The sequence below is a fragment of the Paenibacillus graminis genome, assembly GCF_000758705.1.
Lineage (GTDB): Bacteria > Bacillota > Bacilli > Paenibacillales > Paenibacillaceae > Paenibacillus_AQ > Paenibacillus_AQ graminis.
The window spans coordinates 6,302,645-6,328,345 of the sequence record NZ_CP009287.1; the positions used below are offsets into that span (position 1 = coordinate 6,302,645).

At 52.0% G+C, this 25,701-nt stretch carries 22 protein-coding genes and 1 pseudogene; 4 read left to right on the forward strand and 19 right to left on the reverse strand.

Features of this window, described 5'->3' with window-relative positions:
• Nucleotides 1-168: 168 nt before the first annotated feature.
• From PGRAT_RS27215 to PGRAT_RS27240, 6 genes are all read right to left on the reverse strand, one after another.
• Nucleotides 169-999, reverse strand: a complete 831-nt coding sequence (locus PGRAT_RS27215) for a prohibitin family protein (protein ID WP_238326787.1) — start codon at nucleotides 997-999, stop codon at nucleotides 169-171.
• Between the two features lie 582 nt (nucleotides 1,000-1,581).
• Nucleotides 1,582-3,033 (reverse strand): SulP family inorganic anion transporter, encoded by a 1,452-nt coding sequence (locus tag PGRAT_RS27220; RefSeq protein WP_025705329.1) that lies wholly within the window; start codon nucleotides 3,031-3,033, stop codon nucleotides 1,582-1,584.
• 215 nt (nucleotides 3,034-3,248) lie between these two features.
• Nucleotides 3,249-4,325, reverse strand: coding sequence for a bifunctional 3-deoxy-7-phosphoheptulonate synthase/chorismate mutase (locus tag PGRAT_RS27225; RefSeq protein WP_025705328.1), 1,077 nt, complete (start codon nucleotides 4,323-4,325; stop codon nucleotides 3,249-3,251).
• 493 nt (nucleotides 4,326-4,818) lie between these two features.
• Nucleotides 4,819-7,083: a PAS domain-containing hybrid sensor histidine kinase/response regulator gene (locus PGRAT_RS27230; protein WP_025705327.1), complete on the reverse strand. Its 2,265-nt coding sequence runs from the start codon at nucleotides 7,081-7,083 to the stop codon at nucleotides 4,819-4,821.
• A gap of 201 nt (nucleotides 7,084-7,284) precedes the next feature.
• Nucleotides 7,285-7,674 carry a response regulator gene (locus tag PGRAT_RS27235; protein WP_025705326.1) on the reverse strand — a complete coding sequence of 130 codons (390 nt, stop codon included), beginning with the start codon at nucleotides 7,672-7,674 and terminating at the stop codon, nucleotides 7,285-7,287.
• 147 nt (nucleotides 7,675-7,821) lie between these two features.
• Nucleotides 7,822-8,496, reverse strand: a complete 675-nt coding sequence (locus tag PGRAT_RS27240; RefSeq protein WP_025705325.1) for a Na-translocating system protein MpsC family protein — start codon at nucleotides 8,494-8,496, stop codon at nucleotides 7,822-7,824.
• A 215-nt stretch (nucleotides 8,497-8,711) separates the two neighbouring features.
• On the opposite strand from PGRAT_RS27240, the gene PGRAT_RS27245 reads away from it, so the two are divergent.
• Complete coding sequence (locus tag PGRAT_RS27245; protein WP_025705323.1) at nucleotides 8,712-9,257, forward strand: glutathione peroxidase; 546 nt, start codon at nucleotides 8,712-8,714, stop codon at nucleotides 9,255-9,257.
• A 957-nt stretch (nucleotides 9,258-10,214) separates the two neighbouring features.
• Here the strand turns inward: PGRAT_RS27245 and PGRAT_RS27250 are convergent.
• The 8 genes from PGRAT_RS27250 to PGRAT_RS27285 form a co-directional block, all read right to left on the reverse strand.
• Entirely contained in the window at nucleotides 10,215-11,276 is a 1,062-nt protein-coding gene (locus tag PGRAT_RS27250) for an ABC transporter substrate-binding protein (RefSeq protein ID WP_025705322.1), read from the reverse strand.
• 45 nt (nucleotides 11,277-11,321) lie between these two features.
• On the reverse strand, nucleotides 11,322-11,654 hold the full coding sequence (locus tag PGRAT_RS27255) for a 4Fe-4S dicluster domain-containing protein (protein ID WP_025705321.1): 333 nt from the start codon (nucleotides 11,652-11,654) through the stop codon (nucleotides 11,322-11,324).
• On the reverse strand, nucleotides 11,651-13,258 hold the full coding sequence (locus PGRAT_RS27260; protein WP_042267504.1) for an FAD-dependent oxidoreductase: 1,608 nt from the start codon (nucleotides 13,256-13,258) through the stop codon (nucleotides 11,651-11,653). Before PGRAT_RS27260 ends, PGRAT_RS27255 begins: the two co-directional genes overlap by 4 nt.
• A 27-nt stretch (nucleotides 13,259-13,285) precedes the next feature.
• On the reverse strand, nucleotides 13,286-14,173 hold the full coding sequence (locus tag PGRAT_RS27265) for an ABC transporter permease (RefSeq protein WP_042267505.1): 888 nt from the start codon (nucleotides 14,171-14,173) through the stop codon (nucleotides 13,286-13,288).
• Nucleotides 14,174-14,188: 15 nt separating this feature from the next.
• The gene (locus tag PGRAT_RS27270) at nucleotides 14,189-14,992 is read right to left on the reverse strand and encodes an ABC transporter permease (RefSeq protein ID WP_025706136.1); all 804 of its coding nucleotides are present in this window, start codon (nucleotides 14,990-14,992) and stop codon (nucleotides 14,189-14,191) included.
• A 25-nt stretch (nucleotides 14,993-15,017) separates the two neighbouring features.
• Nucleotides 15,018-15,794 (reverse strand): ABC transporter ATP-binding protein, encoded by a 777-nt coding sequence (locus PGRAT_RS27275; protein WP_025706137.1) that lies wholly within the window; start codon nucleotides 15,792-15,794, stop codon nucleotides 15,018-15,020.
• Nucleotides 15,795-15,973: 179 nt separating this feature from the next.
• Nucleotides 15,974-17,257, reverse strand: coding sequence for an ArsB/NhaD family transporter (locus PGRAT_RS27280; RefSeq protein WP_025706138.1), 1,284 nt, complete (start codon nucleotides 17,255-17,257; stop codon nucleotides 15,974-15,976).
• Nucleotides 17,258-17,313: 56 nt separating this feature from the next.
• Nucleotides 17,314-17,748 (reverse strand): outer membrane protein assembly factor BamB family protein, encoded by a 435-nt coding sequence (locus tag PGRAT_RS27285; protein ID WP_025706139.1) that lies wholly within the window; start codon nucleotides 17,746-17,748, stop codon nucleotides 17,314-17,316.
• A gap of 310 nt (nucleotides 17,749-18,058) precedes the next feature.
• Here PGRAT_RS27285 and PGRAT_RS27290 point away from each other — a divergent pair, with 310 nt between their 5' ends.
• Nucleotides 18,059-19,162 carry an LLM class flavin-dependent oxidoreductase gene (locus PGRAT_RS27290; protein ID WP_042267509.1) on the forward strand — a complete coding sequence of 368 codons (1,104 nt, stop codon included), beginning with the start codon at nucleotides 18,059-18,061 and terminating at the stop codon, nucleotides 19,160-19,162.
• A gap of 13 nt (nucleotides 19,163-19,175) precedes the next feature.
• Here the strand turns inward: PGRAT_RS27290 and PGRAT_RS27295 are convergent, their stop codons facing one another.
• Nucleotides 19,176-19,799: a flavin reductase family protein gene (locus tag PGRAT_RS27295; RefSeq protein WP_025704445.1), complete on the reverse strand. Its 624-nt coding sequence runs from the start codon at nucleotides 19,797-19,799 to the stop codon at nucleotides 19,176-19,178.
• A gap of 93 nt (nucleotides 19,800-19,892) precedes the next feature.
• Here PGRAT_RS27295 and PGRAT_RS27300 point away from each other — a divergent pair, with 93 nt between their 5' ends.
• Nucleotides 19,893-20,591, forward strand: coding sequence for an ArsR/SmtB family transcription factor (locus PGRAT_RS27300; RefSeq protein ID WP_025704446.1), 699 nt, complete (start codon nucleotides 19,893-19,895; stop codon nucleotides 20,589-20,591).
• Nucleotides 20,592-21,482: 891 nt separating this feature from the next.
• Here PGRAT_RS27300 and PGRAT_RS27310 read toward each other — a convergent pair.
• The 3 genes and pseudogenes from PGRAT_RS27310 to PGRAT_RS27320 all read right to left on the reverse strand — a co-directional run.
• A pseudogene (locus PGRAT_RS27310) lies at nucleotides 21,483-21,670 on the reverse strand (group II intron reverse transcriptase/maturase); the annotation flags it as partial.
• Between the two features lie 404 nt (nucleotides 21,671-22,074).
• Nucleotides 22,075-22,308, reverse strand: coding sequence for a hypothetical protein (locus PGRAT_RS27315; RefSeq protein WP_025704449.1), 234 nt, complete (start codon nucleotides 22,306-22,308; stop codon nucleotides 22,075-22,077).
• A 4-nt stretch (nucleotides 22,309-22,312) separates the two neighbouring features.
• On the reverse strand, nucleotides 22,313-23,314 hold the full coding sequence (locus tag PGRAT_RS27320; protein WP_025704450.1) for a TIR domain-containing protein: 1,002 nt from the start codon (nucleotides 23,312-23,314) through the stop codon (nucleotides 22,313-22,315).
• Nucleotides 23,315-23,479: 165 nt separating this feature from the next.
• Here PGRAT_RS27320 and PGRAT_RS27325 point away from each other — a divergent pair, with 165 nt between their 5' ends.
• Nucleotides 23,480-24,625, forward strand: coding sequence for an N-acetylmuramoyl-L-alanine amidase family protein (locus PGRAT_RS27325; RefSeq protein ID WP_025704451.1), 1,146 nt, complete (start codon nucleotides 23,480-23,482; stop codon nucleotides 24,623-24,625).
• A gap of 12 nt (nucleotides 24,626-24,637) precedes the next feature.
• Here the strand turns inward: PGRAT_RS27325 and PGRAT_RS27330 are convergent, their stop codons facing one another.
• Nucleotides 24,638-25,645: an HD-GYP domain-containing protein gene (locus PGRAT_RS27330; RefSeq protein ID WP_025704452.1), complete on the reverse strand. Its 1,008-nt coding sequence runs from the start codon at nucleotides 25,643-25,645 to the stop codon at nucleotides 24,638-24,640.
• Between the last annotated feature and the right edge of the window lie 56 nt (nucleotides 25,646-25,701).

Here is a 25,701-nt window from a genome sequence, read left to right on the forward strand (position 1 = left end):
TAGACTTCGCATTCTTTGTAATCATACCAATAGTGCAGCCCTTTGGAAAGCTGTGGGCAGTCTCCCGCTGCTCTCTGCTTCGCTGAACTCTGCACCCGCAGTACACAAGAGCCCTGCTTCCCTAAGGAGCAAGTCTCTTGTTCACTTTTAACTGCATGAAGGTCTAGCTTATTTCTGTGTCAGCGACTGTATATCAACAAATGGCGTTGCCCCGCCGGTCACGCTTGGGAGTACGCCGTTCCATTTCTCCAGCGCCTTCTCCTGCACCTCGATTTGTTTCAGCTGCACCAGCTCTGGAGTCACCTCCTGCTTCTTGAGCCGCAGGGATTCAGCTTCTGCCTGGGCCTGGGCGATCTTCTGTTTGGCTTCGATCTCGACCCGCCGCAGATCGTTCTCGGCCTTCAGCGCCTGCTGCTGGGCAACCTGCTTAGCTTCAATCGACTGGTTGAAGGCATCCGAGAATTTGAAGTTCACAATATTAATGTCATTTACGACCAGATCGTATTTACCCAGCCGCTTGGTCAGCAGCTCGCTGATTTCTCCTGCAACGAGATCACGCCGGGTTATGAGGTCCTCCGCAGGATATTTGGCGGTAACCTCCTTCACAATTTCCTGAATCGCCGGATTAATAATGACGCCATCGAAATTCCCGCCGATATTATTCATGAGATTATAAGCGGAATCCTTATTGACGGAATAGTTGACAGCCACATGCGTAGATACGGGCTGCAGATCCTTGGACGACGCGGACGTATCCGTCTCAGCTTTGGTAACCTGCGTATTGACCTGAATGACTGTTTGAATGAACGGAATTTTGAAATGGATGCCGGGTGAGAGCATATTGTCGTTGAGTTTGCCGAAAGTTTTATATAGACCCACATGGCCGTACTCCACAGAAGTAAATGCGTTGCCCCCAATAACTACTATAAATAAGACCGCAATAACAATGCTGATGATTTTGCCTGGACGAACCTGCTTAATCTTCGGGTTAACCTCCACTTCCATCTGCCTCCCTCTGAATTATGGTTAATCCTTAACGGTTACCTTTCTATACGGATGAAGAAAGGAAACCGTCGCAAGAAATACACGGTTCAGGGCACCAAAAAAGAAAGAACCCTTCGCCAAGGGTCCTTCTCTGTTCTATAAGCCTAACTGCCCGGCAATTCCAAGTGGAAAAAGGATCACTAATTTGCCCCAGCGCACCAATCTCCACAGCCTAAGTGGAAAAAGGATCACTAATTCAGCTCATTTCGATCCTAAAAGAGTAAAATTACCCAATTAAGTTCCTTTTTTCCATCTAAAACTCTCATTTGTTGATTTGGAGGGAAAATAAGTTCCCTTTTTCCACCTAGCGGTTGTTCACAGGTGTAAGAAATCATATTTTCCTAAATCATAAGTGGAAACGGCTACGCCGTCCTTTTAAAGGACGGCGTGTTTCAGCGAGAAATAGAAGGATAAATATAGCGTGAAACACATAAATTCTTATATTTTATAAAAAGCTGCCCCAGCAGCCATTTTTGGTATTTGGGACAGCCTCTTATCCTCTTATTAACTAATTTAATGATCCTCGCAATAACTAATTTAATGGCCGCCGGACGGCGACAGGCCGATCCGCTTCACCAGCTGGGCGCTTTCCTGATTCAGTCCGGTGAGGGCCACCTTTTTGCCGAGCGCAGTGTATTTCGACATGACCTTGGCAATTGCGCCTGCCGCCGACTGATCCCATATATGCGAATGGGTGAAATCGATGATAATCTGCTCGGGGTCGCTCTCCACCATGAATTGATGGATGAACTGGCTTGTTGTGCCGAAGAACAGTTGGCCATGCACCATATACTGGGTAGAAACCGCCGCCGTATGAACGGTCATGCGGATGGAGGCGATTTTCCAGGCAAAGGCAAGAGCGCTGAGCAGGACACCAAACAGCACGCCTATCGACAGATTATCGGTAGCGACCACTGTAACCACGGTGACAAGCATCACCAGCGCATCACTTAACGGAACCTTCCGCAATGAAGTGAGCGACTTCCATTCAAAGGTGCTGACTGAAACCATGAACATTACGCCGACCAAGGCTCCCATCGGAATCTGCTTCACCACATCGCCCAACACTAGAATCAGGAACAGCAGGAATATCCCGGACACAAAAGTGGACAACCGGGTACGCCCGCCTGATTTCATATTGACCATCGATTGGCCGATCATTGCACAGCCCGCCATACCTCCAAAGAAGCCGGTGACTATGTTCGCCAGCCCCTGCCCCTTTGCTTCACGGTTTTTGTCGCTTCCGGTGCCGGTAATGTCATCAATGAGGGTCGCGGTCATCAGCGATTCCAGCAGTCCGACTACGGCAAGCGACAGGGAATATGGCAAAATAATCAGCAGCGTATCCAAGGTAAATGGAAGCTCGGGGAGATGAAATACGGGCAATGCCGAGGTGATGTCTCCCATATCGCCAACGGTTCTCACATCCAGATGAAGCACGATACTGAGCACGGACACTGCTATAATCGCCACAAGCGCCGAAGGCACCGCCTTGGTGAACCGGGGAACAGTATAGATAATAAGCAGCGTAAGCGCCACTAGAGCATACATCACCCAGCCTTGCCCGCTGAAATGTGTCAGCTGCGCCATAAAGATCAGAATCGCCAGCGCGTTGACAAACCCGGTCATGACCGGCTGCGGCAAAAAGGTGATAAATCTCCCGAGCTTCAGCATCCCCATAAAAATTTGCAGGATTCCCGCCAGCACAGTGGCTGCGAATAAATACTCTAGGCCGTGGTTCAGCACCAGGCTGCCGACTAATAGAGCCATCGCCCCGGTGGCCGCCGAAATCATGCCGGGCCTGCCCCCGGCAAATGCCGTAACGATTGCAATGCAGAATGAGGCGTATAAACCCACCATCGGGCTGACTCCGGCAAGAATGGAAAAGGCTATCGCCTCCGGGATCAGGGCAATAGCCACGGTCATCCCCGATAGAACATCGCTTCGTGTGTTGGAAAACCACACGTTCTTCAAACTAAGCTGCTTCAAAACCTTGTTCCTCCTGTGTCTGGATAGGGTATACAGGACTTTTTCACAAAAGTCCGGGCCCGGTGCAACGCCAATGTTACTCATTGTACCTGACCCGCCATAACCTCCACAAAAGTTCAATCTGGTGCTGTAAGCGTTATACATGACGATATTCTCGCTTTTTCTGCCCTATTCGCCCAAATTCTATATATTGAAATTTTTCGGGTTCAGCAGTTTTAGCGGTACAGTCCCGAAGCCTTTACTTCATTGAAGAAGGTGTTGAACTCATCAATATTCAGCTGCTGCGCGGCATCGGACAACGCCGTAGCCGGATCGGGATGCACTTCCACCATAATGCCGTCGGCGCCAGCAGCGAGCGCAGCCTTGGCGCAAGGAATCAGAATGTCCTTGCGGCCGGTAGAGTGGGTCACATCTACCAGCACGGGCAGATGGCACTCCTGCTTGAGAATCGGCACAGCTGAAATATCAAGTGTATTGCGGGTCGATTTCTCATAGGTGCGGATGCCGCGTTCAATCAGCATAATCTCCATATTGCCCCGGGACATAATATATTCCGCCGCATGAACGAACTCATCCAGCGTAGCGGACAATCCCCGCTTCAGCAGCACCGGTTTGTTCACTTCTCCCACGGCCTTGAGCAGTTCGAAGTTATGCATATTCCGCGCGCCAACCTGAATCACGTCCACATAATCAAGCGCCTCTTCAATATGCCGGGGGTCGACAATTTCACTAATGGTCAGAAGGCCGTACTCTGTGGCTGCTTCCCGCAGAATTCTCAGGCCGTCCATTCCCAGTCCCTGAAAATCATAAGGGGAGGTACGGGGTTTGAAGGCTCCTCCGCGCATAACCTTCACTCCGGCCTTCTGCAACGCTGCGGCAACGGTACGGGTCTGTAATTCACTCTCTACCGAGCAGGGTCCGGCAACCATCAGCGAAGATAATCCGCCAACGGTTACACCCCCAGGCAGAACGATCACTGTATCTTCCGCGTGGTTCTTCCGGGCCACCAGCAGGGACTTCTTATGATCCGTACTTTGCAGATCAAGCGATGCGGAGAAAATCTGCTTGAAGAGGGTGCGGATCGTCCCGCTTGTGAAAGGCCCCTTGTTGCTTGCCACCAGCTTCTCCAGCATCTGTTTTTCCCGTTCGGGATCGAACTTCGGCACACCCTGCTTTTCTTTTACAGCTCCAATTTCCTGCACGACCTGGGCCCGCTCGGAGATTAGCTCCAGCAGTTGTCCATTGATTTCATCCAGGCGGGCTCTCAGCCCTTCCAATTCCACGTTGCTCATTACCTTCCACTCCTTTTTGTAAATGAATTTGATGAAAGAACGCAAAAAGGCCCCCCGCCGCAAGGGACGAGGAGCCGTGGTACCACCCTAATTTAGAAATTAATCACTTCTGAGGATTCAGTAAATCAAACCCTTCAGACAGAAATCAACTCTGTCTTACACCCGTTAACGCGGAGCGCGGGCCTCCCTACGCATACCTGCTGCAGCAGTGTACTTCAGGGGCCGACTCGGAAGTGAACTTCAGCGCAAAGCGTCTCTTGAGGGTGCTCTCAGTCTCCGGCACACCTTCCCTGTTAAGATCCGTTCCCCGCGCTTACTCTCTTCGTCATCGTCATTTCATTATGGCTGGCACCTCAAATGCACCAGTTTCTGCTATCTTAATCAAAATAGGAATCACATGCAAGATATTTATTCACCACACCTCGACTTTTAATACAGTAAATTACCGAAGTATCCGGTGAATTCCCTTATACCAAGCACAACATAGCCTGCCTCAGAAAAATTTGCCGACGATATTTGTAATCGCTTCGCTTCTAAGCGGCTTACTGATATACTCATCCATACCGGCGGCCAGGCACAGTTCACGGTCACCTTTGAGCGCATTTGCCGTAACGGCAATAATGACCGGCTGCTTGTCCGGCGGCAGCGTTTCTTTGATCGCCTGCGTAGCTTCCAGACCATTCATGCGCGGCATCTGCACATCCATAAAAATAAGGTCATAGCTCCGGTCGCGGGCCATCTCCATCACCTGCAGCCCGTCACCCGCAACATCGACGGCATAGCCGCGTTTCTCCAAAATTTTACGCAGCACAATCTGATTAATTTCATTATCCTCCGCGACCAGAATCCGCAAGGACCGTTCGCCAGCCGGTGCTTCGTCCCCCTCATTGCCGCTTGCGGCATCCGGTAAGCTGCCGCTTTGCTCCCGGAGCTTCACTGTGAACACAAAAGATGCCCCTGTTTCTACCGTAGTATCCAGTGCGATTGAACCCCCCATCATCTCCACAAGCTGCTTGGTGATCGCCAGTCCCAGCCCCGTCCCTTCATGCCGCCGGTGCATGAAATGATCCAACTGGTAGAAGGGCTCAAACAACCGGCCGCGGGAGCTCTCAGGAATGCCGATCCCTGTATCCGCCACGGTGAATTCAAGCGTTACCCTTCCCTCAGCTCTTGCCAGTACCCGCAACGTCACCTTGATCCCGCCAGTGTAGGTGAACTTCACGGCATTTCCCACCAAATTGAGCAGAATCTGCTTCAGTCTTTCACCATCGCCGATCAGCTGCTCCGGCACATCCGGACCGATGCTGACCTCAATCTTCAACCCCTTTTTATCAGCTTTGTGCTGCAGCAGCTCAAGCACCGAATCCACACAGGGCATAAGCATAAACGGCTCTTCATGAAGAATTGTTTTTCCGGCCTCAATTTTGGAAAAGTCCAGCACATCGTTGATGATCGCAAGCAGGGTATCCCCGCTTTGACGAATGATATCCAGATACTCTCTCTGCAGTGAACCCGGCTCACTCATTTCCAGCAGCAGGTCGGTCATTCCGATCACGCCATTCATGGGCGTGCGGATCTCATGGCTCATCATCGCCAGAAATTCGCTTTTGGCCCGGTTGGTTTTTTCCGCAGCCTCTTTGGCAATCAGCAGCTTCTTCTGGTCGGTAATATCCTTAGCGATGATATAGAATCCCACCGTCTCTTTATTGATGATGATCGGTGCAATCGTCGTCAGCACCTCAACAGAGTACCCTTCCCGGTGCCAAATATGGTCGATATTCACTTCTGCAGGGCTGCCTTCTTTGGAATAGGTGATTACTTCCCCAAGGTGCTCTGCCCCGATAATCCGGCCCACATTCATTCCGGCCAGCTCCGGTATGCTGTAGCCTGTAAGCTGGCAGGCCTTCTCATTCCCGTTAATGATCCTCCCCTCGAGATCAAGGGAAATGATCGCGTCATGATTATACTTCTTCAAGGAAGTATACCGTTCTACAGACTCCTGCAGCTTCTGTTCCACAATCTTGCGTTCTGTAATATCACGGCCTACGGCGAGCACACTGTACTGTGTGCCTTCTTCAATCAGCCGAAGCGTGAATTCAATCCACAGATAACGGCCGTCGGTATGCAGAACCCGTATCTGGACTCTCTGAAAGTCTTGAGCTTCGGGGAAATGGAGCGCCGCTAAATCATCGGGATGAATCAGCCCGCGAATATCCCGGCCCACCAACTGCTCTGAATCATAGCCCAGCACCTCGCTTACCGAAGGCGAGCAGTATCTGCAGATGTTGTCTGAAGTCGCATAATAGACCACATCCGAGATGTTGGCCACAATCTGCCGGTACAGCTTGTCCGCAGGCGAAAACGGCTCATCCGCCGGTTCTTCAGCAGCAAGCTCTGCGGTATGGATTAAATAATACAGCTTCTCTCCGGTCGAAGGATCGCTGACAAGCGTCATATGTAGCTGTATCGGCACATGCGTTCCGGAGGCGGAGGACAAATGGATTGCACCCTCAATAAAAGGAGTTTCTCCAGCATCCAGAGCCCGCACCATCGCTGTATATGATTCCAATGAATCCTCGCATACAAGCTCTTTGAGATGTTGCGACAGGAGCTGTTCCTCCGTAAATCCAAGCAGCGAAGTTACAGCCGGATTCACGCTGGTCCATTGCCCGTTAACGGAAAGGAACGCTACTCCAACCACTCCAGTCTTACATACATGCTCAAAGTGGGAATATCCTTGTGCTTGCTGTCTTAACATGTAGTCACCGCCCGTTTGTGGAGTATCAAACGCAAGAATTTTATATAAAATCTTCAATATAAATATCTTGTATTATTAGGCGAAAGTCAAATGGTAATCTAAGCTTGGTTTCAGTTGAACCAAACCGTTTTTCAGGCGGAGTTCTCCCCAGATCCACACCTATCGCTGCTTCATTCCCTCTCTCCTGAAATGTCTGCAGCATCACGCAATTCCGGCTAAAAGCTTCTCCACAGCCTCTGTCAGGGTCTTCACCTGAAAGGGTTTGGTAATATATCCGGAAAAACCTGATTTTTGGGCCCGTTCGATGTCCGAGCGTTGGGCAAAGGCGCTGATCGCCAGCACGGGTATCGGACGGGTTGATTCGTCATTCTTGAGCTCGTCCATAGCTTCATATCCATTCAGGTCGGGCAGACCAATATCCAGAATAATCAGATCCGGCAGCTTCTGCCGGGCGATCTGCAGACCAAGCGCTGCCGTCTCTGCTTTCAGCAATCGTACAGAAGGCAGGTTTTTTTTGAAGATATGATGCATCAAAGCCATGTTGAGTTGATTATCTTCCACGTATAGCACTGTCTGCTTGTATTCTATCACCAGCTTGTCCCCCTAAATGTTCAGCGTAAGCCCTCTGATGAGACAGCCGAAAAAAATAAAAAGCCGAAGAAAGGGACCATTCCCCCTTCTCCGGCTCATGTTCGGCTCATTTGCATGTCCGACTCATTTCCGCCTCATATATGGTGATTACAGAAAAGTATAGGCTATTACACTGGTATCTTTGTCGAAATCCCAATCCACGTAGATGTCGGCAAGCTCCTTGCCAAGCATCGGTGCAATCGTGGTGGTATCCTCCAAGTATCGTTTTTCCATCTTGCGTTTGGTTGTTTTGAGCGTGTTCTCATAACCGAGGCCGATCAATTCCTTCTCTAGAGGAATCAGAATGCCTTCACGTTTAATAATCAGGGTGCGGGGGCCCAACCACCAGGAATCGGTATGCACCGGCTCCTTCTGCACCTTTCTGCTTACTTCGTTAATTTGGGCATGAACCTCATCCCGCCCGGCATAATCGTCAATAGCTACATCATCATTCTTGATAAGCGCAACGATTATTCCTGAAGCGTTATGTATCCCCCAATCATAAAAAAGCTCGCCGACCTCAATAGCCATCGTGTCCTTCAGGTAAGCTGAAAGCTCGGGAAGCAGCGATTTCATCAATAGCTCCCGTGTATACCGAAAAGCCTGTTCCTCTTCCTTGTTAAGCAAAAACCGCTCTACAGGGCCGATAAAATTTCGTATATGCAGTGCTATGCATTGCTTCCCGATGGAAGCATGTATAGACTCGGGTCCCTTCCCGAATCGCTCCCGAAGCAGTCTTCCTGCATAACTGGATAGTTGGCTAGTAAGTTCCGTAGTGCTCATTCAATTTCCTCCAGCAATTATATTCTTTTGTCTGAGTGTGTAGTGTGGGGAGAACTTACCTGCTGAAAGAAACGGTTAGTTCTCTTAAGTATAATATTATCCAACAACTTCGTATACAGTAAAATTAGTCTAGATCATTGACTTTTTAAATTAAGTTGCTTACAATTAAATCACTATAAATTAATATGATGTATAATACGGAGGTTGAAACAGCAATGAGTGTCTATCAATATAGTGCCCGCAGCATACGGGGCAAGGAAACCAGCCTGGAGCAATACAAGGATAAGGTGCTGCTCATTGTAAACACTGCCAGCAAATGCGGCTTCACCCCGCAATATTCGGATCTGCAAAAGCTGTACGAGAAGTATCAGGACCAGGGACTGCAGATACTGGGTTTTCCCAGCAACCAGTTCGGAGAGCAGGAGCCGGGCACTAATGAAGAGGTTAATATATTTTGTCAGATCAACTACGGGGTCAGCTTCCCGATCTTCGAGAAGTTGGATGTCAAAGGGGAGCATCAGCATCCTCTATTCACCTATCTCACAGAACAGGCAGGGTTCGAAGGGTTTGATACCACGGACTCAAACGGCAGGCTGCTGCAGACTCTGCTCCAGGAGCGTGATCCTGCGGCACTTGCAAATGACGAGATCAAATGGAATTTCACCAAATTCCTCATTGACCGTCAAGGAAATGTCGTGAAACGCTACGAATCCCCAGTTGATCCGATGGATCTTGAACCGGCCATTCAACAGCTGCTGTAGGCCAACGGAACCTCGAACAGCATTTCCGGTTTCAGTTTTCTTTTCATATAAGCATCCCCTTTCTAGCCAATAAGAATTCCCTAATTATCCAAACAACATACAATTACCAAAAAAAGGAGATGTACAGAACAAAATGGCTGCGCGGCCTAGACGGGATAGATTTCAGTTTAGCTTTGCCTGGGGAAGTTTTTAAATCCTTCGAAAATTCCAAGTGGAAAAAGGTACACTAATTCAGCTCAGTTCGCTCCTGAGTAAGTAATATAGACCCATTAGGTTTCCTTTTTCCACTTCATTCTTACATTTATTGATTTGTGAGAGAAATAAGCTCCCTTTTTCCAACTAGCACTGCTCACCTGCTTCTTCGCAAGCCCGAATCATCAGGAAAAATAGACTTTATCGCGAAATAATGTCTTCTCATTCCGCTTCATGCAGCACGCTGGCCCGATTGCTTCTGCAACTTCTAGGACCTGGGGCTGTCCATAGAGCCATAAAATGGCTGCTTGGGGATAGCCCTCTGTTTTTAAGTAGGATTAACGTGAGCACTTGGGTGTACGCTGCGCGAACGGACCGTTGTTCCAACCGCTGTGCTCTCCAGATTTTTTCATCCCCCTTAGCGGTGAAAATTCCGGAGACCAAGGCGAACGCTGCCGCTTTTCCACAATCAGACCGTTCTCTCCGCTGTTTAAAGAGGAAACGCCAAACCGCAAATGACCAAAACACAGAGCAGCGATTCTCCAATAACAGGAGAATCGCTGCTCTGCTTACTTTTTTGGGTTTTCAGTAATTTAGAAGAGCTGTCTCTATTGTAGAAATCTACTTATTGGATAGCCCCTTTAGGGACAAGCTAACCTTACTTCCCCCGGCAAAGCCTCTGTGAACACTTCGAAACCCTAACAAGCCGAATTCAGCTCAACCGCTCATGTCAAAAATTATGAATATGCCTCGTTCACGTATACTTTATTGCAGCTGCCAGTCGCTGATCTTGAAATCTTTTTTGGCCAGCTTCTCCTCCACCAGGAAGTTCTTCGTGCCTTCAAGCAGCTTTGTTCCCTCCTCAGTGAACGGCGTATCCTTGATGTCGCTGATCGGACTCACCTGCTTCGCCAGCTCAGGTGTGGTATCGCCGATTTCGGCCAGGAACTGATAATACTCATCTTCATGCTGCTTCAGATCGGCCAGTGCCTTCTCACGGGCCGCATTCCACACCTTCGGGAAATCCGGGAACTTCTTCAAATACTCCTCCGATACTACAGTCGCACTGGAGCCCAGCAGATCGGGATGGCTTGAAGCATCATCCAGACGGGTGTAGCCCTGGTCAATCAGCTTCAGCGCAGGTACCCCTGTATTGGTTGTAGCATCTACATCCCCGCGGGCCAATGCTGCGGTGGCGTCAGGAGTAAGCATATGGACCAGCTTATAACCGGTTACCCCCTCCTGCTGGAGCAGGCCGACTATATAACGGTGCATGAAGGAGCCTTTTTGAATAGCGATGGTCTTGCCCTGCAGATCCTTCACTGTCTCAGGACCATCCTTCTTGCCAATCAAATAGCCTACGGTGCGGGCTGAGGTTTGAGCGATTAATCTCGTCTTGGCCCCGGAAGCATAAGCGATAATTGCCGGGGTATCGCCAAGACTGCCGAAGTCCAGGCGGCCGCTGATCAGCGACTCCGTCTGGTCCGGACCGTTCGGGAAACCGGTGAGCTTCACTTCGGTAATGCCGTACTTCCTAAGCTCTTCCTGAATAATACCTTTGTAGAGGCCCCAGCCCTCCGCACCGCCCGGCAGATTCAGCTTATTGGAGCCGATAAAACCAAAATTCAGCACCGCCGGGACATTGCCGGCTGCTTCTGCACCTGCTGCCCCGGCAGTGTTCCCTGCCGCTGACTTGGAATTTCCTGCTGAATTGGCATTATTGCCGCAAGCCTGCAGCACCAGCATGACCATGACCACACCCGCAGTGAACGCGAGGCGGCCCCTCTTGGCCCATCCGCCCTGACTCTCTCTGTACGTATGTTTCATAGATGTAATCTCCCCTCAATCTTCTGCTGAAAAATAGATCATGTCTCAGAATCCGGCTCTGGCTGCCAGCTTATACATAAAGTCATGACTGGCTACCGGCTGTCTGCCTTTGCCCCAGCCTACCTTTTCACGGTATCCGCCAAGCAGCCCCTGCTGCTCCAGCTCCTCTTCGGTCACTCCCGTGACCGTTTCGGAATCCGGAGCGACATACAAGGCGTCTACAGGGCAGTACAGCTCGCACATGAAGCAGGTCTGGCAATCGCTCTGCCGGGCGATAACGGGGATTCCGCCTTCTACCTGGTCGAACACATTTGTCGGGCAGACAGATACACACTGGTTGCATTCTACACACCTGGCAGCGCTGATGACTTCAATCACAACAGTACACTCTCCTTCGCTACTTCCTCTGTTCTCACCCAGACCTGATCCAGCCCGCCGCTAATCAGGCGGTGATGCTGGCCGTTGTCAATTGCTTGATAATCCTCCCGCTTGTGCATGCCCCGGGTCTCCGTTCTCGCAAGCGCGGAGCTGTACATCCAGCGGGCCGTCGCCGTCATGGCCTCCGCTTCACGGGCCCGCACACCTTCGGGCGTGCGCTGGATTTCCCGGCTGCGCTGCTCTTTCCACAGCCCATCCAGCCGCTTCAGAGAAGAACTCAGCCCCTGCTCCGTGCGGAACAGATTGATGTCGTAGGGCTTCACTTCCGCCTGCACCGCTGCGGTATATTCTGCTGCCCGTGCAGCCGCGCCCGGCTGCACCTGCCGGTGAACCAGCGGCGAGGAAGACAGTCCGGCAGGCGTGCGGTCCGCCGCATGTCTGCCCAGGCCCGCCGCATAAGCCGCTGCCCCTTCTCCGGCGAAGGAGCCCGAAGACATCGCCCAGGCGGCATTGTGGCTGCCGCCGCCGGTAAAGCCGCCGCAGATCAGCTCGCGGGTCGCAGCATCTCCTGCGGCATACAAGCCGGGTACGCCCGTGCCGCAGGCCTCATCCGTGATGCGGATGCCGCCGGTGCCCCGCACCGTGCCTTCCAGCCGCAGCGTCACCGGAAAGGCATCCTTGAAGGGATTGATGCCCCGACGGTCGAACGGCAGGAAGAAATTCGTCTGCGCGACCCGCAGCAGCGGCTGCAGCTCCTCCGAAGCTCCGTCCAGCTTGGCGTATACCTGCCGCCCGGACAGCAGGTTTCGGGCAATGACAGAGCGCCCCTTCTTCGAGCCGGCCCCCTCTACTACACTGCCGTCCTCATAATAGAAGCTGGCATAGCTGTAATACGCCGTCTTCGTGACGGAAGAGAAGGTGGGGCAGATGGCGTAAGCATTGGAGAACTCCATGCCCGACAGGCTGGCCCCCGCCTCGGCGGCGAACAAATATCCGTCGCCGGTCAGAACGTTGCAGCCCAGCGCCTTGCTGAGGAAGGCACAGCCGCCCGTGGCAATAACCACGGCTCCCGATTGCACACTCCAGGTCTCTCCGCTCTGGGTCTGCACCCCGGCGGCTCCGGCTACGCCGTGTTCATCGGCCAGCAGCTCCAGCACCGGGCTGTGATCGAGAATTGTTACGCCCGCCTTCTTCACCAGCCTGCGCATCAGCCGCATATATTCCGGCCCTTGCAGGCTTCTGCGGTACTGGTTGCCCTGCTCATCCAGCGGGAACGGATAACCTGACACACCCAGCCTGTTCATGTTCTCATAGGTACGGTCCAGCACCCGGTCCATCCAGCGGTGTTCGGCCAGCTGGCCGCCCATCGTATAGCGGCTGGCTTTTGCCTCCTCACGCAGCCCCGCATCCGGCTTCACATACCAGACACCTGTACCCGAAGGCGCCGTTGCGCCGCTGGAGCCGCAGTAGCCTTTATCGGCAAGAATGACCCTCGCTCCTTTGGCCGCTGCTGTAAGTGCCGCCCAGGTTCCTGCCGGTCCTCCGCCGATAACCAGCACATCCGCTGTTAGATTAAGCGTTCCTTTAAATACCGCTTGATTCATTGTCATAGCCTCCTTGGTTTCATGAACTTACCCTTGATAGCTGTCACGCCAATGCAGAAATTTGTGTTCAATGATGCGGAACAGAGTATCGATTAGCTTGCCTACCACGGCGAAAATAAGAATGCCTACAAAAATAACCTCTGTATTGGAATTTTGCTTCCCTTCATTAATCAGGAACCCCACGCCGGACTGTGAACCAATCAGTTCAGCCACAACCAGTCCAATCCAGGCCACCGCCATCGACAGCCGCAGCCCCAGCAGAATGCCGGGCAGTGCCGCCGGAAGAATCAGCCGCCTCAGCTTCTGCACCGGGTTGAAGCCCAGCACTTTAGCCACTTCAAACAGCTTGTTGTCCACACCCCGGATGCCCATAAAGGTATTGATGTAGAGCGGGAAAAATGAACCGCTTATGATAATGACAACCTTCGAGACCTCGCCAAAACCGAACCACAGGATAATCAGCGGCGCAATTGCCAGATGGGGAACCAGCCGCAGCACCTGAATGCTGGGGTCCAGCAGGTATTCCGCACTGCGGAACAAGCCGGTCAGCACACCGAACAGCAAGCCAAGGATACCGCCGATAAGAAAACCGATACCCGCTCTGCCCATGCTGACGCCCAGATGATGGGCCAGCTCACCGCTCACCGTGAGTCCGGCAAAAGCTGAGAGAATCGACAGCGGCGTTGGCAGAAACTCCGGCGAGGCCAGTCCGGCACTGCCGGCAAGCTGCCACACTGCAATTCCTGCGGCGGGGAGGGCTGCGCCGGTTCCGAAGCCGGATAGAAACCTCTTCCCGTAAGGTGATCTTGATGTTCTTACGTTCTTATATGCAGTAACGGGAGCTGTTCCGCTATAATCCCGGGCTTCCCTTACCCCTTTGGCAGTCTTGACAATCGCCTCTATTCCTTCACTCATGGTGCATATCTCCTCCTACCCTTGATAGCTGTCCTGCCATCTCAGCAGACGCCGTTCAATCAGACGGACGATCGTATCACTCAGCAAACCGGCAGCCGCAAAAACAATAATGCCCACGAATACTACAGGCGTGTCGGCAAACTGGCGGGCATCCGACATCATATAGCCTATACCGGAGGTGGAAGCGATCAGTTCGGCGACCACAAGCCCCAGCCAGGAGAGCCCCAGTGACAAACGCACACCGAGCATAATGTTCGGCACCGCCGCCGGCAGCACCAGACGGACAATCTGCTTCACCCGGCTGAAGCCCAGCACCTTGGAGACCTCGAACAGTTTATTGTCAGTGCCGCGAATACCCATAAACGTATGGATATAGACCGGAAAAAAAGCACCTTTGGCGATCAGCAAAACCTTCGATTCCTCTCCTATGCCAAACCATAGAATGAACAGCGGCACTACCGCCAGACTGGGAATCATACGGATCATTTGCAGCGAAGGATCAAGCAGCTTTTCCGATTTGCGGAACAGTCCAACCAGCATCCCAAACAGCAGCCCCAGCCCCCCGCCAAGGAAAAATCCCGATAATGCACGGACGGTGCTGATCTGCAGATTGGTCCATAAATCGCCGCTGGATGACAGCATAACGAATGACTCGGCAATCGTATAGGGAGTCGGGAACAGCATGCCGGAGATCATTCCGTAATGCCCCAGTACCTGCCAGAGAATCAGAATGCTTCCGGGCAGCAGCAGGCCAAGTCCGGCCATGGCTGCTTTTCCCGGTCTTCCGGCGGTGCCCACCGCCGCAGCCCTTTGGGTCATGAGTGCTTCCTCCTTCTTCAGTTTTCTAAATCCCGGCCCCGTCCGTCAGCTCCAGCTCATCCACCTTTTCAAAGGTATTCAGCACCTTAAGCCGAAGCTCCTGAAAAGAAGTTGTGGTTTTTTTGCGCGGATACGGCAGGTCCACCGGAATAATCCTGCGGATTTGGCCCGGACGCGGTTCCAGAATAACTACCCGGTTGCCCAGGAATACCGCTTCATCAATGTCATGGGTGACAAAAATCATCGTGGTCCGGTTCCGCCGCCAAATGTCCAGCAGCACCGTCTGCATATGGGCACGGGTGAACGCATCCAGCGCCCCGAAAGGCTCATCCAGCAGCAGAATCTTCGGATTGCGCAGCAGCGCCCGGGCAATCGCCACACGCTGGGCCATCCCGCCGGACAGCTCACGCGGATAGGCTTGTTCGAAGCCCTTCAGCTTGACCAGCTCAATCAGCTCATCGACCTTCCGCCGGATGTCGGGTTTCCCGAGCGGGAGATCGGAGGCGATATTCTTCTCCACAGAAAGCCAAGGGAACAGGCGGTGCTCCTGAAAAATAAACCCTTTATCAATGCCCGGCCCGCCAATCTCCGCCCCCTCCAGTGTGACTCTGCCGGTATAGCCGGTGTCGAGGCCGGCAACGATGCGCAGCAGCGTGCTTTTTCCGCAGCCGCTTGGGCCGATGACCGTAATGAATTCGCCTTCCTGCACCTGAAGCTCGATATTCTGCAGTGCCTGCACCTGACCCCCGGCTGTGCTAAAGCTCTTGTTCAGCTGTGTGACCGACAGCAAAACTTCTCCCATACCCGTTCCTCCTTCAGCTTAAATTCTCTCAGGCGGCAAAAAAAACAGAGGTCCCGTGCAGTGGATTAGCACGGATACCTCTGTTGGAACAGTCGGCATATTTAATTCAAAGTAAATCTATTGGAATTTGTAAATTTAAAATATCATCTATCTATGGCTCTGTCAACAAAATTTCACAATTAGATCAGATACCTCAGATAGATATAGATGCTTGAAATTACAATCGACAGCAGCATCAGAGGAAAGCCGAATTTTAAATATCTCATAAACGTGATGGGATATCCTTCTTTTGACGCGAGGCCCGCTACAATAAGATTCGCACTCGCGCCGATCAGCGTCCCGTTCCCCCCCAGACATGCGCCGAGCGCGAGGCTCCACCATAAAGGCTCCAGGTTATGAATGCCCAGATTGCCCATCTCCTGAATCAGAGGAATCATTGTCGCTACAAAAGGAATGTTATCCAGAAAAGCGGAGGCTATCGCGCTCAGCCATAAAATCAGCATCGAGCTGGCTGCCAGGTTTCCGCCGGTAAGCTCCATCGCTTTACCTGCCAGTTCAGCGATTACCCCCGTCTCCACAAGTCCTGATACGAGCACAAACAAACCGATAAAGAAAAAGATTGTAACCCATTCCACACTGGCAAAAGCTTTGTGCAGCATCTGCTCTCCTCCGGTGAGGAGAAGCAGCAGAAAGGCCCCGGCCAGCGCTACTGTCGCCGACTCCAGATGAATCGCCTGATGCAGAAAAAAGCCGAGAATCGTCAGGCCCAGCACCCAAAGGCATTTATGCAGCAGCTTGCAGTCAGTGATCATCGCCCGCTCGTCCATCTCCATCACACTCCGCTGCAGCTCGGGCGAAGATTTCAGCTGCTTGCCGAACATGAGCAGAAACAGCGGCAAATACGCCATAATGATAATCAGGATCACCGGAGTAAGGTTGCTGATAAATGCCATGAATGTCAGCTCCTTCACAGCGCTGCCAATCATAATATTCGGCGGATCTCCTATCAGCGTTGCTGTTCCGCCTACGTTCGAGGCAATAATCTGCGACAGCAGAAAGGGCAGCGGGTGAATGCGCAGCTGCCTTGTAATACTGAAAGTGATCGGCACCATCAGCAGTACGGTCGTCACATTATCGAGAAAAGCAGAGGCCAGCGCGGTAACCAGCACCAGGGCCACCAATATTCGTTTGGGCTCACCCTTGGCCAGCTTGGCCGCTTTTACTGCCACATAACTGAACAAGCCCGTCTCTGCGGTAATCCCTACCATCATCATCATACCTGCCAGCAGCCCAAGCGTATTGAAATCAATATGCTCAAGCGCTGTTTCCTGCGGGACAATTCCCGCTGCAATCATAACCAGGGCTCCGAGCATCGCCAGAATCGTGCGGTGTACCTTCTCAGAAATAATTAATCCGTATGTAAACAAAAATATCCCTATCGCCCAAATCCCTTGCTGTTCCATAATACCTCCCGTTCAAATTCGTATTGCCTATAGTATACAATGTTAATCTCTATTCCTTATTGCATCCTGAGGCCCGCCGGCTCCTTAAACGCCGCCAGCTTCCCTTTGCTCTGCACAATAATCATCCCGCTCTCGAGCAGAGTAGGGAGCAGCGGGCCGAGAAGCTTGGCCCCATATTTCCAGGCTACCTTCCCCGTCTGCGCATTGATTGCTACGGCCTGTCCCTTCTGAAGGACATAGACCTTGCCGCCTCCGGCAACCGCAGATCCCTGATTTACGGTGTCATAATCGGCTGCTGCCTCTACATCCATGGCATGGGTCCAGACCGTTTTGACAACAGGAGCCGTGGCGGTCCAGTCATAATCACTGTTATTTCCAACGTAAGAGGTATGTGAATCAGCCCAAGCTGAATGTACGGAGCACGGCGCAAACAGCAGGCTTAATCCGGCAGTGATAGCCCAGACCTTCCGTCTGATCTGTAATTTTTTCATCAAGGGGTCCTCCTTATGGATGAGCTATACATATCACTTTACACTAAAGCCAGTATACCTCACCCCCTCCTCAATTCAATAATTTTCCACGCCCTCTCCCCTGCCCGAAATCTCATGGATGAAAACGGTAAAATCCAATACACTAAACCTAAGCAAATTCTCCATTCCGCGCATTAACAAACTTACGCTCATATACTTACATTTTGTAAGTTATTATGATACAATAACTTGTATTCCTCCTTTATGGACAAGCGTACGGGCAAACTGCTCATCATGAGGTATTATTCTAAATAACAAGGGGTTATAAAAGATGGACAATCACGCGAAAGAACAAGTGCCGGAATTTGAATTCGGCCTATACACTTTAGGGGATATCGTAACCGACTGCCATACAGGGCAGCGGATCAGCCCCCAGCAGCGGATGAAAGAGGTCATTGAGGCGGCCAAGCTGGCCGATGAAGCAGGGCTTGATGTGTTTGGGGTGGGTGAGCATCACCGGCTGGATTTTGTCATTTCCTCAGTGCCGGTGGTGCTGGCTGCCATTTCCCAGGTGACGAAGCGGATTAAGCTGACCAGTGCGACAACGGTGCTGAGCACTATCGACCCTGTGCGGGTCTTCGAGGATTTTGCCACCCTGGACCTGCTGTCCGGCGGCCGGGCGGAAATCATCTCCGGCCGGGGTGCTTTTCTGGAGTCCTTTCCGCTGTTCGGGTATGACATGGAGGACTACAAACAGCTTTTTACCGAGAATCTGGAGCTGCTGCTGCAGCTGAACCAGCGTGAAGTAATGAATTGGCAGGGGAATTTCCGCTCTCCGCTGAAGAATGCGGAAATAGCCCCACGCCCTTTACAGCATAAGCTTCCCCTCTGGGTCGGCATCGGCGGCTCCGCCGACAGCGCCGCACAAGCCGGAAGCCTCGGCGTAGGCATGGCGATCGCCATTCTCAGCGGCAGTCCGGAGCCCTTCCAGAACCTTGCCGATACCTACCGCCGGCGCGGAGCCGAAGCTGGACATGCCGCAGCAGACCTGAAGATCGCCATCACCAGCCATGGTTATATTGCCAAGACCTCACAGCAGGCACTTGATGAATATTACCCTTACTATTACAGCTACCGCAATGCCATCAGTCCGCAGCCCGGCCAGGAATACCGTGTCCCGCGCAGTGATTTTGGCCGCTTCGTCTCACCGGTCAATACACTGGCTGTCGGCAGCCCGCAGCAGATTATTGAGAAAATTCTCTACCAGCATGAGCTTTTCGGCCATAACCGCTTCATGACCCAGCTGGATATCGGCGGACTTCCGTATGCCAAGGTGGCAGCCGCTATTGAACTGCTTGCCACCGAGGTAGCTCCGGTTGTGCGGCGGGAAATTGCGAAGAAGAACAGCGGCATCTCACCCGCGCGCAAACTATAAACACCATTAATATTTACGTTTCGGACCGGTAGGATTTGCCTAGCTCTGGACTCAAGCCAAAGTAATGGCGGAAATTATAGATCAGCGGATTCCAGCAGGCCGGATCAATATGATGTTCACTGGCGGCCAGTTCCTTATGGACATGCACCTGCGTGCTCTGCGTCTCGACAATTGCAAAATGCGGTGAATCTTCCGGAATACGGATATGGTTCACCCGTGCTTCAATCTGGATCGGACATTCAGCAATTCTGGCCGTTAATACTGTAACGGATTCGGCCTTCGTCAGTCCTGAGTAAGCAAATTTATCCTTTTCAAACATAAATCCGGCCTCCTTCTTCACAGCAGGAACCGGATTTTTTCCTGTGAGGCGGGCCAGTCCCTCCACCTGCTCCCACAGGGAAGCGTCAGGCAGATTTACCACGCATTCAGGCTTCCGCTGCAGGTTTTCCAGTGCTTTCCCGTCGGTTCCCAGGCCAAGGATAACATGTTCCCCCAAAGCCCATGAGGATGAGATCGGACTTATGTTTACGGTCAAATCTTCATTAAGCGTCGTCAACAGGATGACCGGTGTCCCGTAATACAGAATTTTCGGATGTATAGTTACCGCCTGCCGGGGTTCCACAAATGGATTCTTCATCATAAAATCTCCTCTGCAAATGTATTGATTGTATTGTAAAATAGAATTCTTACAATATTCATCGAAATATGGAATGCAGAAGGGGGATTTACCATGCAAGCCAATCCAGCCGTTGCCCAAGTGGCATCTCTGATCACAGAACCGTCCCGGGCAAGCATTCTGACCGCATTGATGGACGGCGGCCTCCACCCTGCCACAGAGCTGGCTTCTGCAGCCGGAATCACACCCCAAACCGCCAGCTTCCATCTAGGCAAGATGGCGGAAGGCGGTATACTCAACGTTCATACCCAAGGGAGACACCGTTATTATGGCATCTCCAGTCCGGAAATCGCCCAGGTGATAGAGCTGCTGTTGTCTATCTCGCCCCCGGTGAAGGTCACCTCACTCCGCCACTCCGTACAGGATCAGGCCATGCGTCATGCCAGAACCTGCTACGACCACCTGGCTGGAAAATTCGGGGTGCAGTTAACGGAGGCTTTGCTGCTTGAGCGGATTATTCTTGAGGAAGCGAACGGCTTCTCCGTTACGGTCCAGGGTGAGCATGCCTTAGAACGGCTGGGAATAGAACTGGACCAGGTTAGAAAGTGCCGGCGCGCTTTTGCCCCCAAATGCCTCGATTGGAGCGAAAGGCGTTACCATCTCGCGGGGGCACTGGGAGCTGCTATCCTTCAACTTTTGTTGGACCGCCAGTGGGTGAACCGGCTCCCGGATACGAGAGCGGTTGTTATAACCGCAAAGGGCCAAATAGAACTGGCAGCTGCATTTCCGCTGACCTTTTCAGTTCCTGTGTGACGAATCCGCCAGCCCGCCAAGCAGAAACGGATTAAGCCATCCTTGACCGGATAAGGCAGTTGTTTGGGATAGTGGAAAAAGGATCACTAATTTGCTCAAGCACCCCTATTCTCGCAGGTAAGTGGAAAAGGGTAACTAAATTTGCACATTTCGCCCTTCATCAGGAAATATGGTCCAATTAAGCTCCTTTTTTCCACTTCAAGCTCACAATTGTTGATTTTGGGGAGAAATAAGTCCACTTTTTCCAACTAGCACTGCTCACTTGCTTCTTCGCAAGCGCCAGTTGGAAAAAGGCGAGCGAATCCGGCTTAGCGGACAGCATACAATATTCTGGCGTAATATTTTCAGAACAAAATTACCCCTGACGGGTGAATAACAACACGGGACTTACGGCCGGAGGGATTCCCCACCGCTCAAGTCAACGGGGCATGCTGATACGGACAGGAAAGCCGTTATTGAAAGAAGATTCGTTTATTTCACAGGTTAACGGACTGAGATGCCATTATTTGTCCCTTTCCCCTTTATTTCAGGCTCCATCGAACGATATAACGGCTCCTGAGTCCGTATCCGCTGAAATGCAAAATAAAGGCTCCTCTGTCCGCTTCAACCAGCTGATGGAGCCTAATCCTCCTGCATCGCTTATATCCTCTAAGGCTTCCAAGATATCCGCATTTTTTGACATTGCATAATTTCTAGAGTAAAGGGCTGATTAACCCCAGCCCCTCCTCATCAAACCGTACGTGAGGTTTTCCCTCATACGGCTTTCCGATGTTCATCCTTCATGTGCATGCGGATTACAATAACGATTTGAGTCCATACTGTTTAGCCAGGAACTTGACCTCGCGGATCGATCCGGTCCAGCGTGAGCGTTGCCTCTTCTTCGCATACCATTAGTTCCCCGATCCCGCTACCGTGCCTCTCCCACAGAATGTCGAAGTAATTCAAGTAGATGTTCGCCAGTAGCGGAGAAATGACCCCACCCTGCGGCGTGCCCAAATCGGAGCGCCTTACCGTTCCTTTCTCCATTCCCCCGCTTGTAACCACTTCCGTACTAGCTTCAAGATCCGTCTGTCGCTGATTCCCGTGCAGGGGAGGGTCTCCCCGTTCACTGCATCCTCTTTCATACCATGCCGCTCCCCATACGCCGGAGGAATCTTCGCTGTCGCTCCAAGCTCCAAACAGCTTCCGTGGCCTTCATCCGTATAGGCGAGATTCGGCTTCCTCTCTTCCCTCTTGCGAGGCCTTTTTGACGGCGCGGCAGGATTCACTTGATGTTACGGCCTGGCATGTTGCTCGCTTTGTCTCTGACAAAACATTCGTCGATACGCTTCTGCACACAGATTTCGCCATATGCAGGTATCCTAGCTACACGGGGGCTTGGTCCCTCCCGCGACCGGACTTTCACCGGCTAGAGGATGCGTGCTTAGCTGGGCACGCCCTATAAAAAAAGGCCCCCAGCAAGAACTGGAGGCCCTATTTACGGTTAAGCAAACGAAGGTTTGTTATTGTCAACCTTCCCGCTGATGAGTTTCTTGTATTCGTCGTCTCCGCCTTCAAGCGATGGCGCAATATAGACATTGATGGCTGAAGGCGACAGCTTGGTGGGACTTCCGGTTCCCGCCTTGCGCTTCGTGCGGCCTTTGGCGCCTCCGCTGCTGCCGTTTGCGGTTCGGCGGACAGCACTGGACAAACTTACTGCATTCTTCATGTTCTTCATCGTGTCAGTCCCCTCCCACTAAATGATTGACGGTACGGAACAAATCCCGGTTGTACGCCACGACCTCGGTCAGATCCTCCGCAGATAATCCGTCGCTTCCGGAAAAATGTACAGAAAGGACATGCCTCTCACCTAAAGGATAGCATAGGATATAGACCTCAGCAACTTCCGTGCGCTGAAAAAAGGTCCATTCCTTGGTCAGAAAAGCCTCAAGTACACCTGGACGGGAGCCCTTTTCTTCGTTCGGTGAAAACGAATAGGAATGCCCGCGTCCCACATTTCCGCCCACCTGCACCAGGGCTTCCTGCTCACGGGCCTGCCACATGGCAGCACCGATCACCCGGCAGTGCATGGGCGGCAGAAAGGAATTGCGGACTGCTTCGCTCAGCGCCTGGTAATTTTCGCGGTCTTCAGGAGAAGACATATTATTATTATATTGCCAGAAGAAGTGAAGGATACTTTCTTTTCGCCTAAGTTCAAGCTTCAGCTCTTCCAATTCCTTCTGGGGGTCGCGGAAGCTGCCCAGCCCCTGAATGCTGTCAATGATCTTGCCGCAGCTGACATCCACGGCCGCCACGGGATTCTCATGCTGCGATTCATATTCCAGAGGCGTAAGTCCTGATAAATCCGAGAGCAGATGATATTCCTCAATGTTCTCGCCGGGAATCAGATCCTTACGGGCCGGCACCTGGTCCGGCAGCAGGCAGAAGACGCGGCTCCGCCGCAGCCTCGCCCAGAACAGCCCCATTTCAAACTGTGTATTGTCACGGGTCACATAATAATATTTGCCGCGTATCTTGGCTACATCATCCGCCGAGAACACAAATACGGCAAAATCACTCTCATCCAGATGACGTTCAAGCGCTTCCATGGTGTATTCGTTTGCCCGGAAGGCATTGGCATACCACGGATTCACCTGGGCCTCCCGCTTCAGCTGCTCGTGAATAGCCCGCGCGTAACGAATGGATTCTCTGGAAGATCCAATGAATAGTTTTGGTCTGGTCACGTCGGCACTCCTTTGTCGGCTTCCAATATGTAACAATTATACAGGTGAATGCAATTCTGGAACAGAGGCTGTTTTTCTTTTAAATTTTAAGAGTATGCTGTTTCCCTCCGGCAGGAACGGGTAATAAACCTTTAACCTATTTCTGAAACGAGGATCTTACATAATATGAAAAAAACATTATCCACTGCCATGCTGGCAGTCACTTTATTGCTATCCCCCCCTTTGCAGCCTGAAACAGCCCATGCAGCCGGAGCTTATACGGCCAAGGTCTACGCCTCTTCGCTGAATGTGCGCAGTGAACCGGCCGCAGGCGCGTCTGTCACCGGATCGCTGAAAAGCGGAGCGCTGGTCACCGTAACGGACGAGCAGCACGGCTGGCTTAAGGTGCGGTCGGGTTCGGTCTCCGGCTGGGTTGCCGGATATTATCTTAAACGGACCGGCGGAACAGCCGCAGCAGCGCCGCGGACCGCAGCCGGGGCAGCTTCCGTGAAGACCTCAAGCCAATCCTCCGGCAGTGCCGGAGGAACCGCACAGGTCACCGCCTCATCCTTGCGGATCAGAGGAGGCCCGGGAACGGGTTATAAAGTGCTCGGGTCCTTAAAAGAAGGGGATTCCGTCACAGTTTTGCTGCGGCAGGGAGATTGGGCGCGAATCCGCACTGCCAGCGGAGAAGTAGGCTGGATAGCAGGGCAGTATATTGCCAGAGGAGGCTCGAGCACAGGGAGCACAGGAAGCACTTGGAACAGCGGGAGCAGCAACCGCTCCGGAAGCATCCGCGGTAAGACGATTGTCATTGATCCCGGACATGGGGGCAGCGACCCGGGAATGCTAGGCACAAGCTATGACACAATGGAGAAGGATTTGACACTGCAGACGGCTTTTTATGTGCGCGATTATCTGCGGGCAAAAGGGGCAAGGGTGGAGCTGACCCGCACGCGGGGGGACCAGAAGCCCTCCCTGTCACGGCGGGTGCAAATTGGGCAGCAGCTCCGGGCGGATGCTTTTGTCAGCATACATTACAATTCTTCTCCGAAGAAGGTGTCGGGGACGCTCACCTTTTTTTATTCGGAAAATAACGATTTACGGCTGGCCCGTTCCATCGAGAACCGGCTCCGGCAGGGCATTGGCCTGAAGTCCAACGGCTTATCTTTCGGGGACTATCATATTCTGCGGGAAAATAGCCTCCCGGCGACGCTGGTGGAGCTTGGTTTTCTGAGCAACCGCACTGACGAATCGATCGTCCGTACAGCGTCATACCAGAAAAAAGCAGCCAAGGCCATCGCTGAGGGGCTTGCGGATTATTTTGACTAAATACCCTGCTTGCTACTCGATACTGATCTCTTTAATCTTAATTGTATTCAGCTTACTGAGGTCAATATACTCATCATCGACTTTAACTAAAGGGGTCTCAATATCGTGGGGGTTCAAGTAGACGATTTCACCGACCCGTCCATCGGTCAAAATGACCTCGCGGCCGACCGTCCGTTTCACAATATTCTCCAGGAACACCGAGACAATATGCGGGTCCAGCGCGCCAAAGCTCCCTCTTCTCATCTGATCGACAATGATATGGAAGGGTACCGGCTCATGATAGGGGCGTCTGGAAGACATCGCATGAAAGATATCGGCGACGGCTACGATCTTGGCGTAGGCATCAATCTGTTCTTCTTTCAGTCCCAGCGGATAACCCCTGCCGTCATTCCGTTCATGGTGCTGCAGCGCCGTCAGCGTGATATGGGAGTTCGCTCCCGTGGTTTCCTTGAGCATTTCATAGCCCAGAATCGTATGCTTCTTGACTAATTCATATTCATCCGGGGTCAGCTTGCCCGGTTTGTTCAATATCTCGGAAGGGATTTTCAGCTTGCCGATATCATGAAGGGTTGCAGCCAGTGACAGCACCGACAGCTCCGCTTCACTCATATTCATCCATCTGCCGATCAGTGTCGACAATACACCTACCCCGATATTGTGCTGGTATGTATAGTCGTCTTTGCCCTGAATCGCATCGAACAACGCAAAAATATCGGATTGGCGGGATATTTCCTGAACAACAGGCACGACCTCCTTGCGGATATCCGCGAGCGGAACCTTGCGTGAGGTCCGGAAGGACTCAAATAAATCCTTCGATACATTCACCACATTGTACGCCAGCTCCTTGCTGGAAGGTGCCTGCCCCTCTTCACCCGCAAAGATAATGTCGAGAATATTGATTTTTTGCTTGCGGATCAGCTCCAAATGTTCTGCATTCAAAATGCTGTTCGCAGGAATTACCGTTACCCCGTAGGTATTGATCAAATCATTTTTTATTTTTTTGCCTAAATATCTTTCCATACCCCGTCCTCCCGAATCAACCGAATGAATATTTCCCTTATCTTTACTATCGGTCA

Excerpts from the sequence above, each read along its gene's own strand:
- PGRAT_RS27225 (WP_025705328.1), bottom strand. The coding sequence starts at position 4,325 with ATGAGCAACGTGGAATTGGAAGGGCTGAGAGCCCGCCTGGATGAAATC.
- PGRAT_RS27230 (WP_025705327.1), bottom strand. The coding sequence starts at position 7,083 with ATGTTAAGACAGCAAGCACAAGGATATTCCCACTTTGAGCATGTATGT.
- PGRAT_RS27240 (WP_025705325.1), bottom strand. The coding sequence starts at position 8,496 with ATGAGCACTACGGAACTTACTAGCCAACTATCCAGTTATGCAGGAAGA.
- PGRAT_RS27245 (WP_025705323.1), top strand. The coding sequence starts at position 8,712 with ATGAGTGTCTATCAATATAGTGCCCGCAGCATACGGGGCAAGGAAACC.
- PGRAT_RS27250 (WP_025705322.1), bottom strand. The coding sequence starts at position 11,276 with ATGAAACATACGTACAGAGAGAGTCAGGGCGGATGGGCCAAGAGGGGC.
- PGRAT_RS27260 (WP_042267504.1), bottom strand. The coding sequence starts at position 13,258 with ATGAATCAAGCGGTATTTAAAGGAACGCTTAATCTAACAGCGGATGTG.
- PGRAT_RS27265 (WP_042267505.1), bottom strand. The coding sequence starts at position 14,173 with ATGAGTGAAGGAATAGAGGCGATTGTCAAGACTGCCAAAGGGGTAAGG.
- PGRAT_RS27270 (WP_025706136.1), bottom strand. The coding sequence starts at position 14,992 with ATGACCCAAAGGGCTGCGGCGGTGGGCACCGCCGGAAGACCGGGAAAA.
- PGRAT_RS27275 (WP_025706137.1), bottom strand. The coding sequence starts at position 15,794 with ATGGGAGAAGTTTTGCTGTCGGTCACACAGCTGAACAAGAGCTTTAGC.
- PGRAT_RS27280 (WP_025706138.1), bottom strand. The coding sequence starts at position 17,257 with ATGGAACAGCAAGGGATTTGGGCGATAGGGATATTTTTGTTTACATAC.
- PGRAT_RS27285 (WP_025706139.1), bottom strand. The coding sequence starts at position 17,748 with ATGAAAAAATTACAGATCAGACGGAAGGTCTGGGCTATCACTGCCGGA.
- PGRAT_RS27290 (WP_042267509.1), top strand. The coding sequence starts at position 18,059 with ATGGACAATCACGCGAAAGAACAAGTGCCGGAATTTGAATTCGGCCTA.
- PGRAT_RS27295 (WP_025704445.1), bottom strand. The coding sequence starts at position 19,799 with ATGAAGAATCCATTTGTGGAACCCCGGCAGGCGGTAACTATACATCCG.
- PGRAT_RS27300 (WP_025704446.1), top strand. The coding sequence starts at position 19,893 with ATGCAAGCCAATCCAGCCGTTGCCCAAGTGGCATCTCTGATCACAGAA.
- PGRAT_RS27315 (WP_025704449.1), bottom strand. The coding sequence starts at position 22,308 with ATGAAGAACATGAAGAATGCAGTAAGTTTGTCCAGTGCTGTCCGCCGA.
- PGRAT_RS27325 (WP_025704451.1), top strand. The coding sequence starts at position 23,480 with ATGAAAAAAACATTATCCACTGCCATGCTGGCAGTCACTTTATTGCTA.
- PGRAT_RS27330 (WP_025704452.1), bottom strand. The coding sequence starts at position 25,645 with ATGGAAAGATATTTAGGCAAAAAAATAAAAAATGATTTGATCAATACC.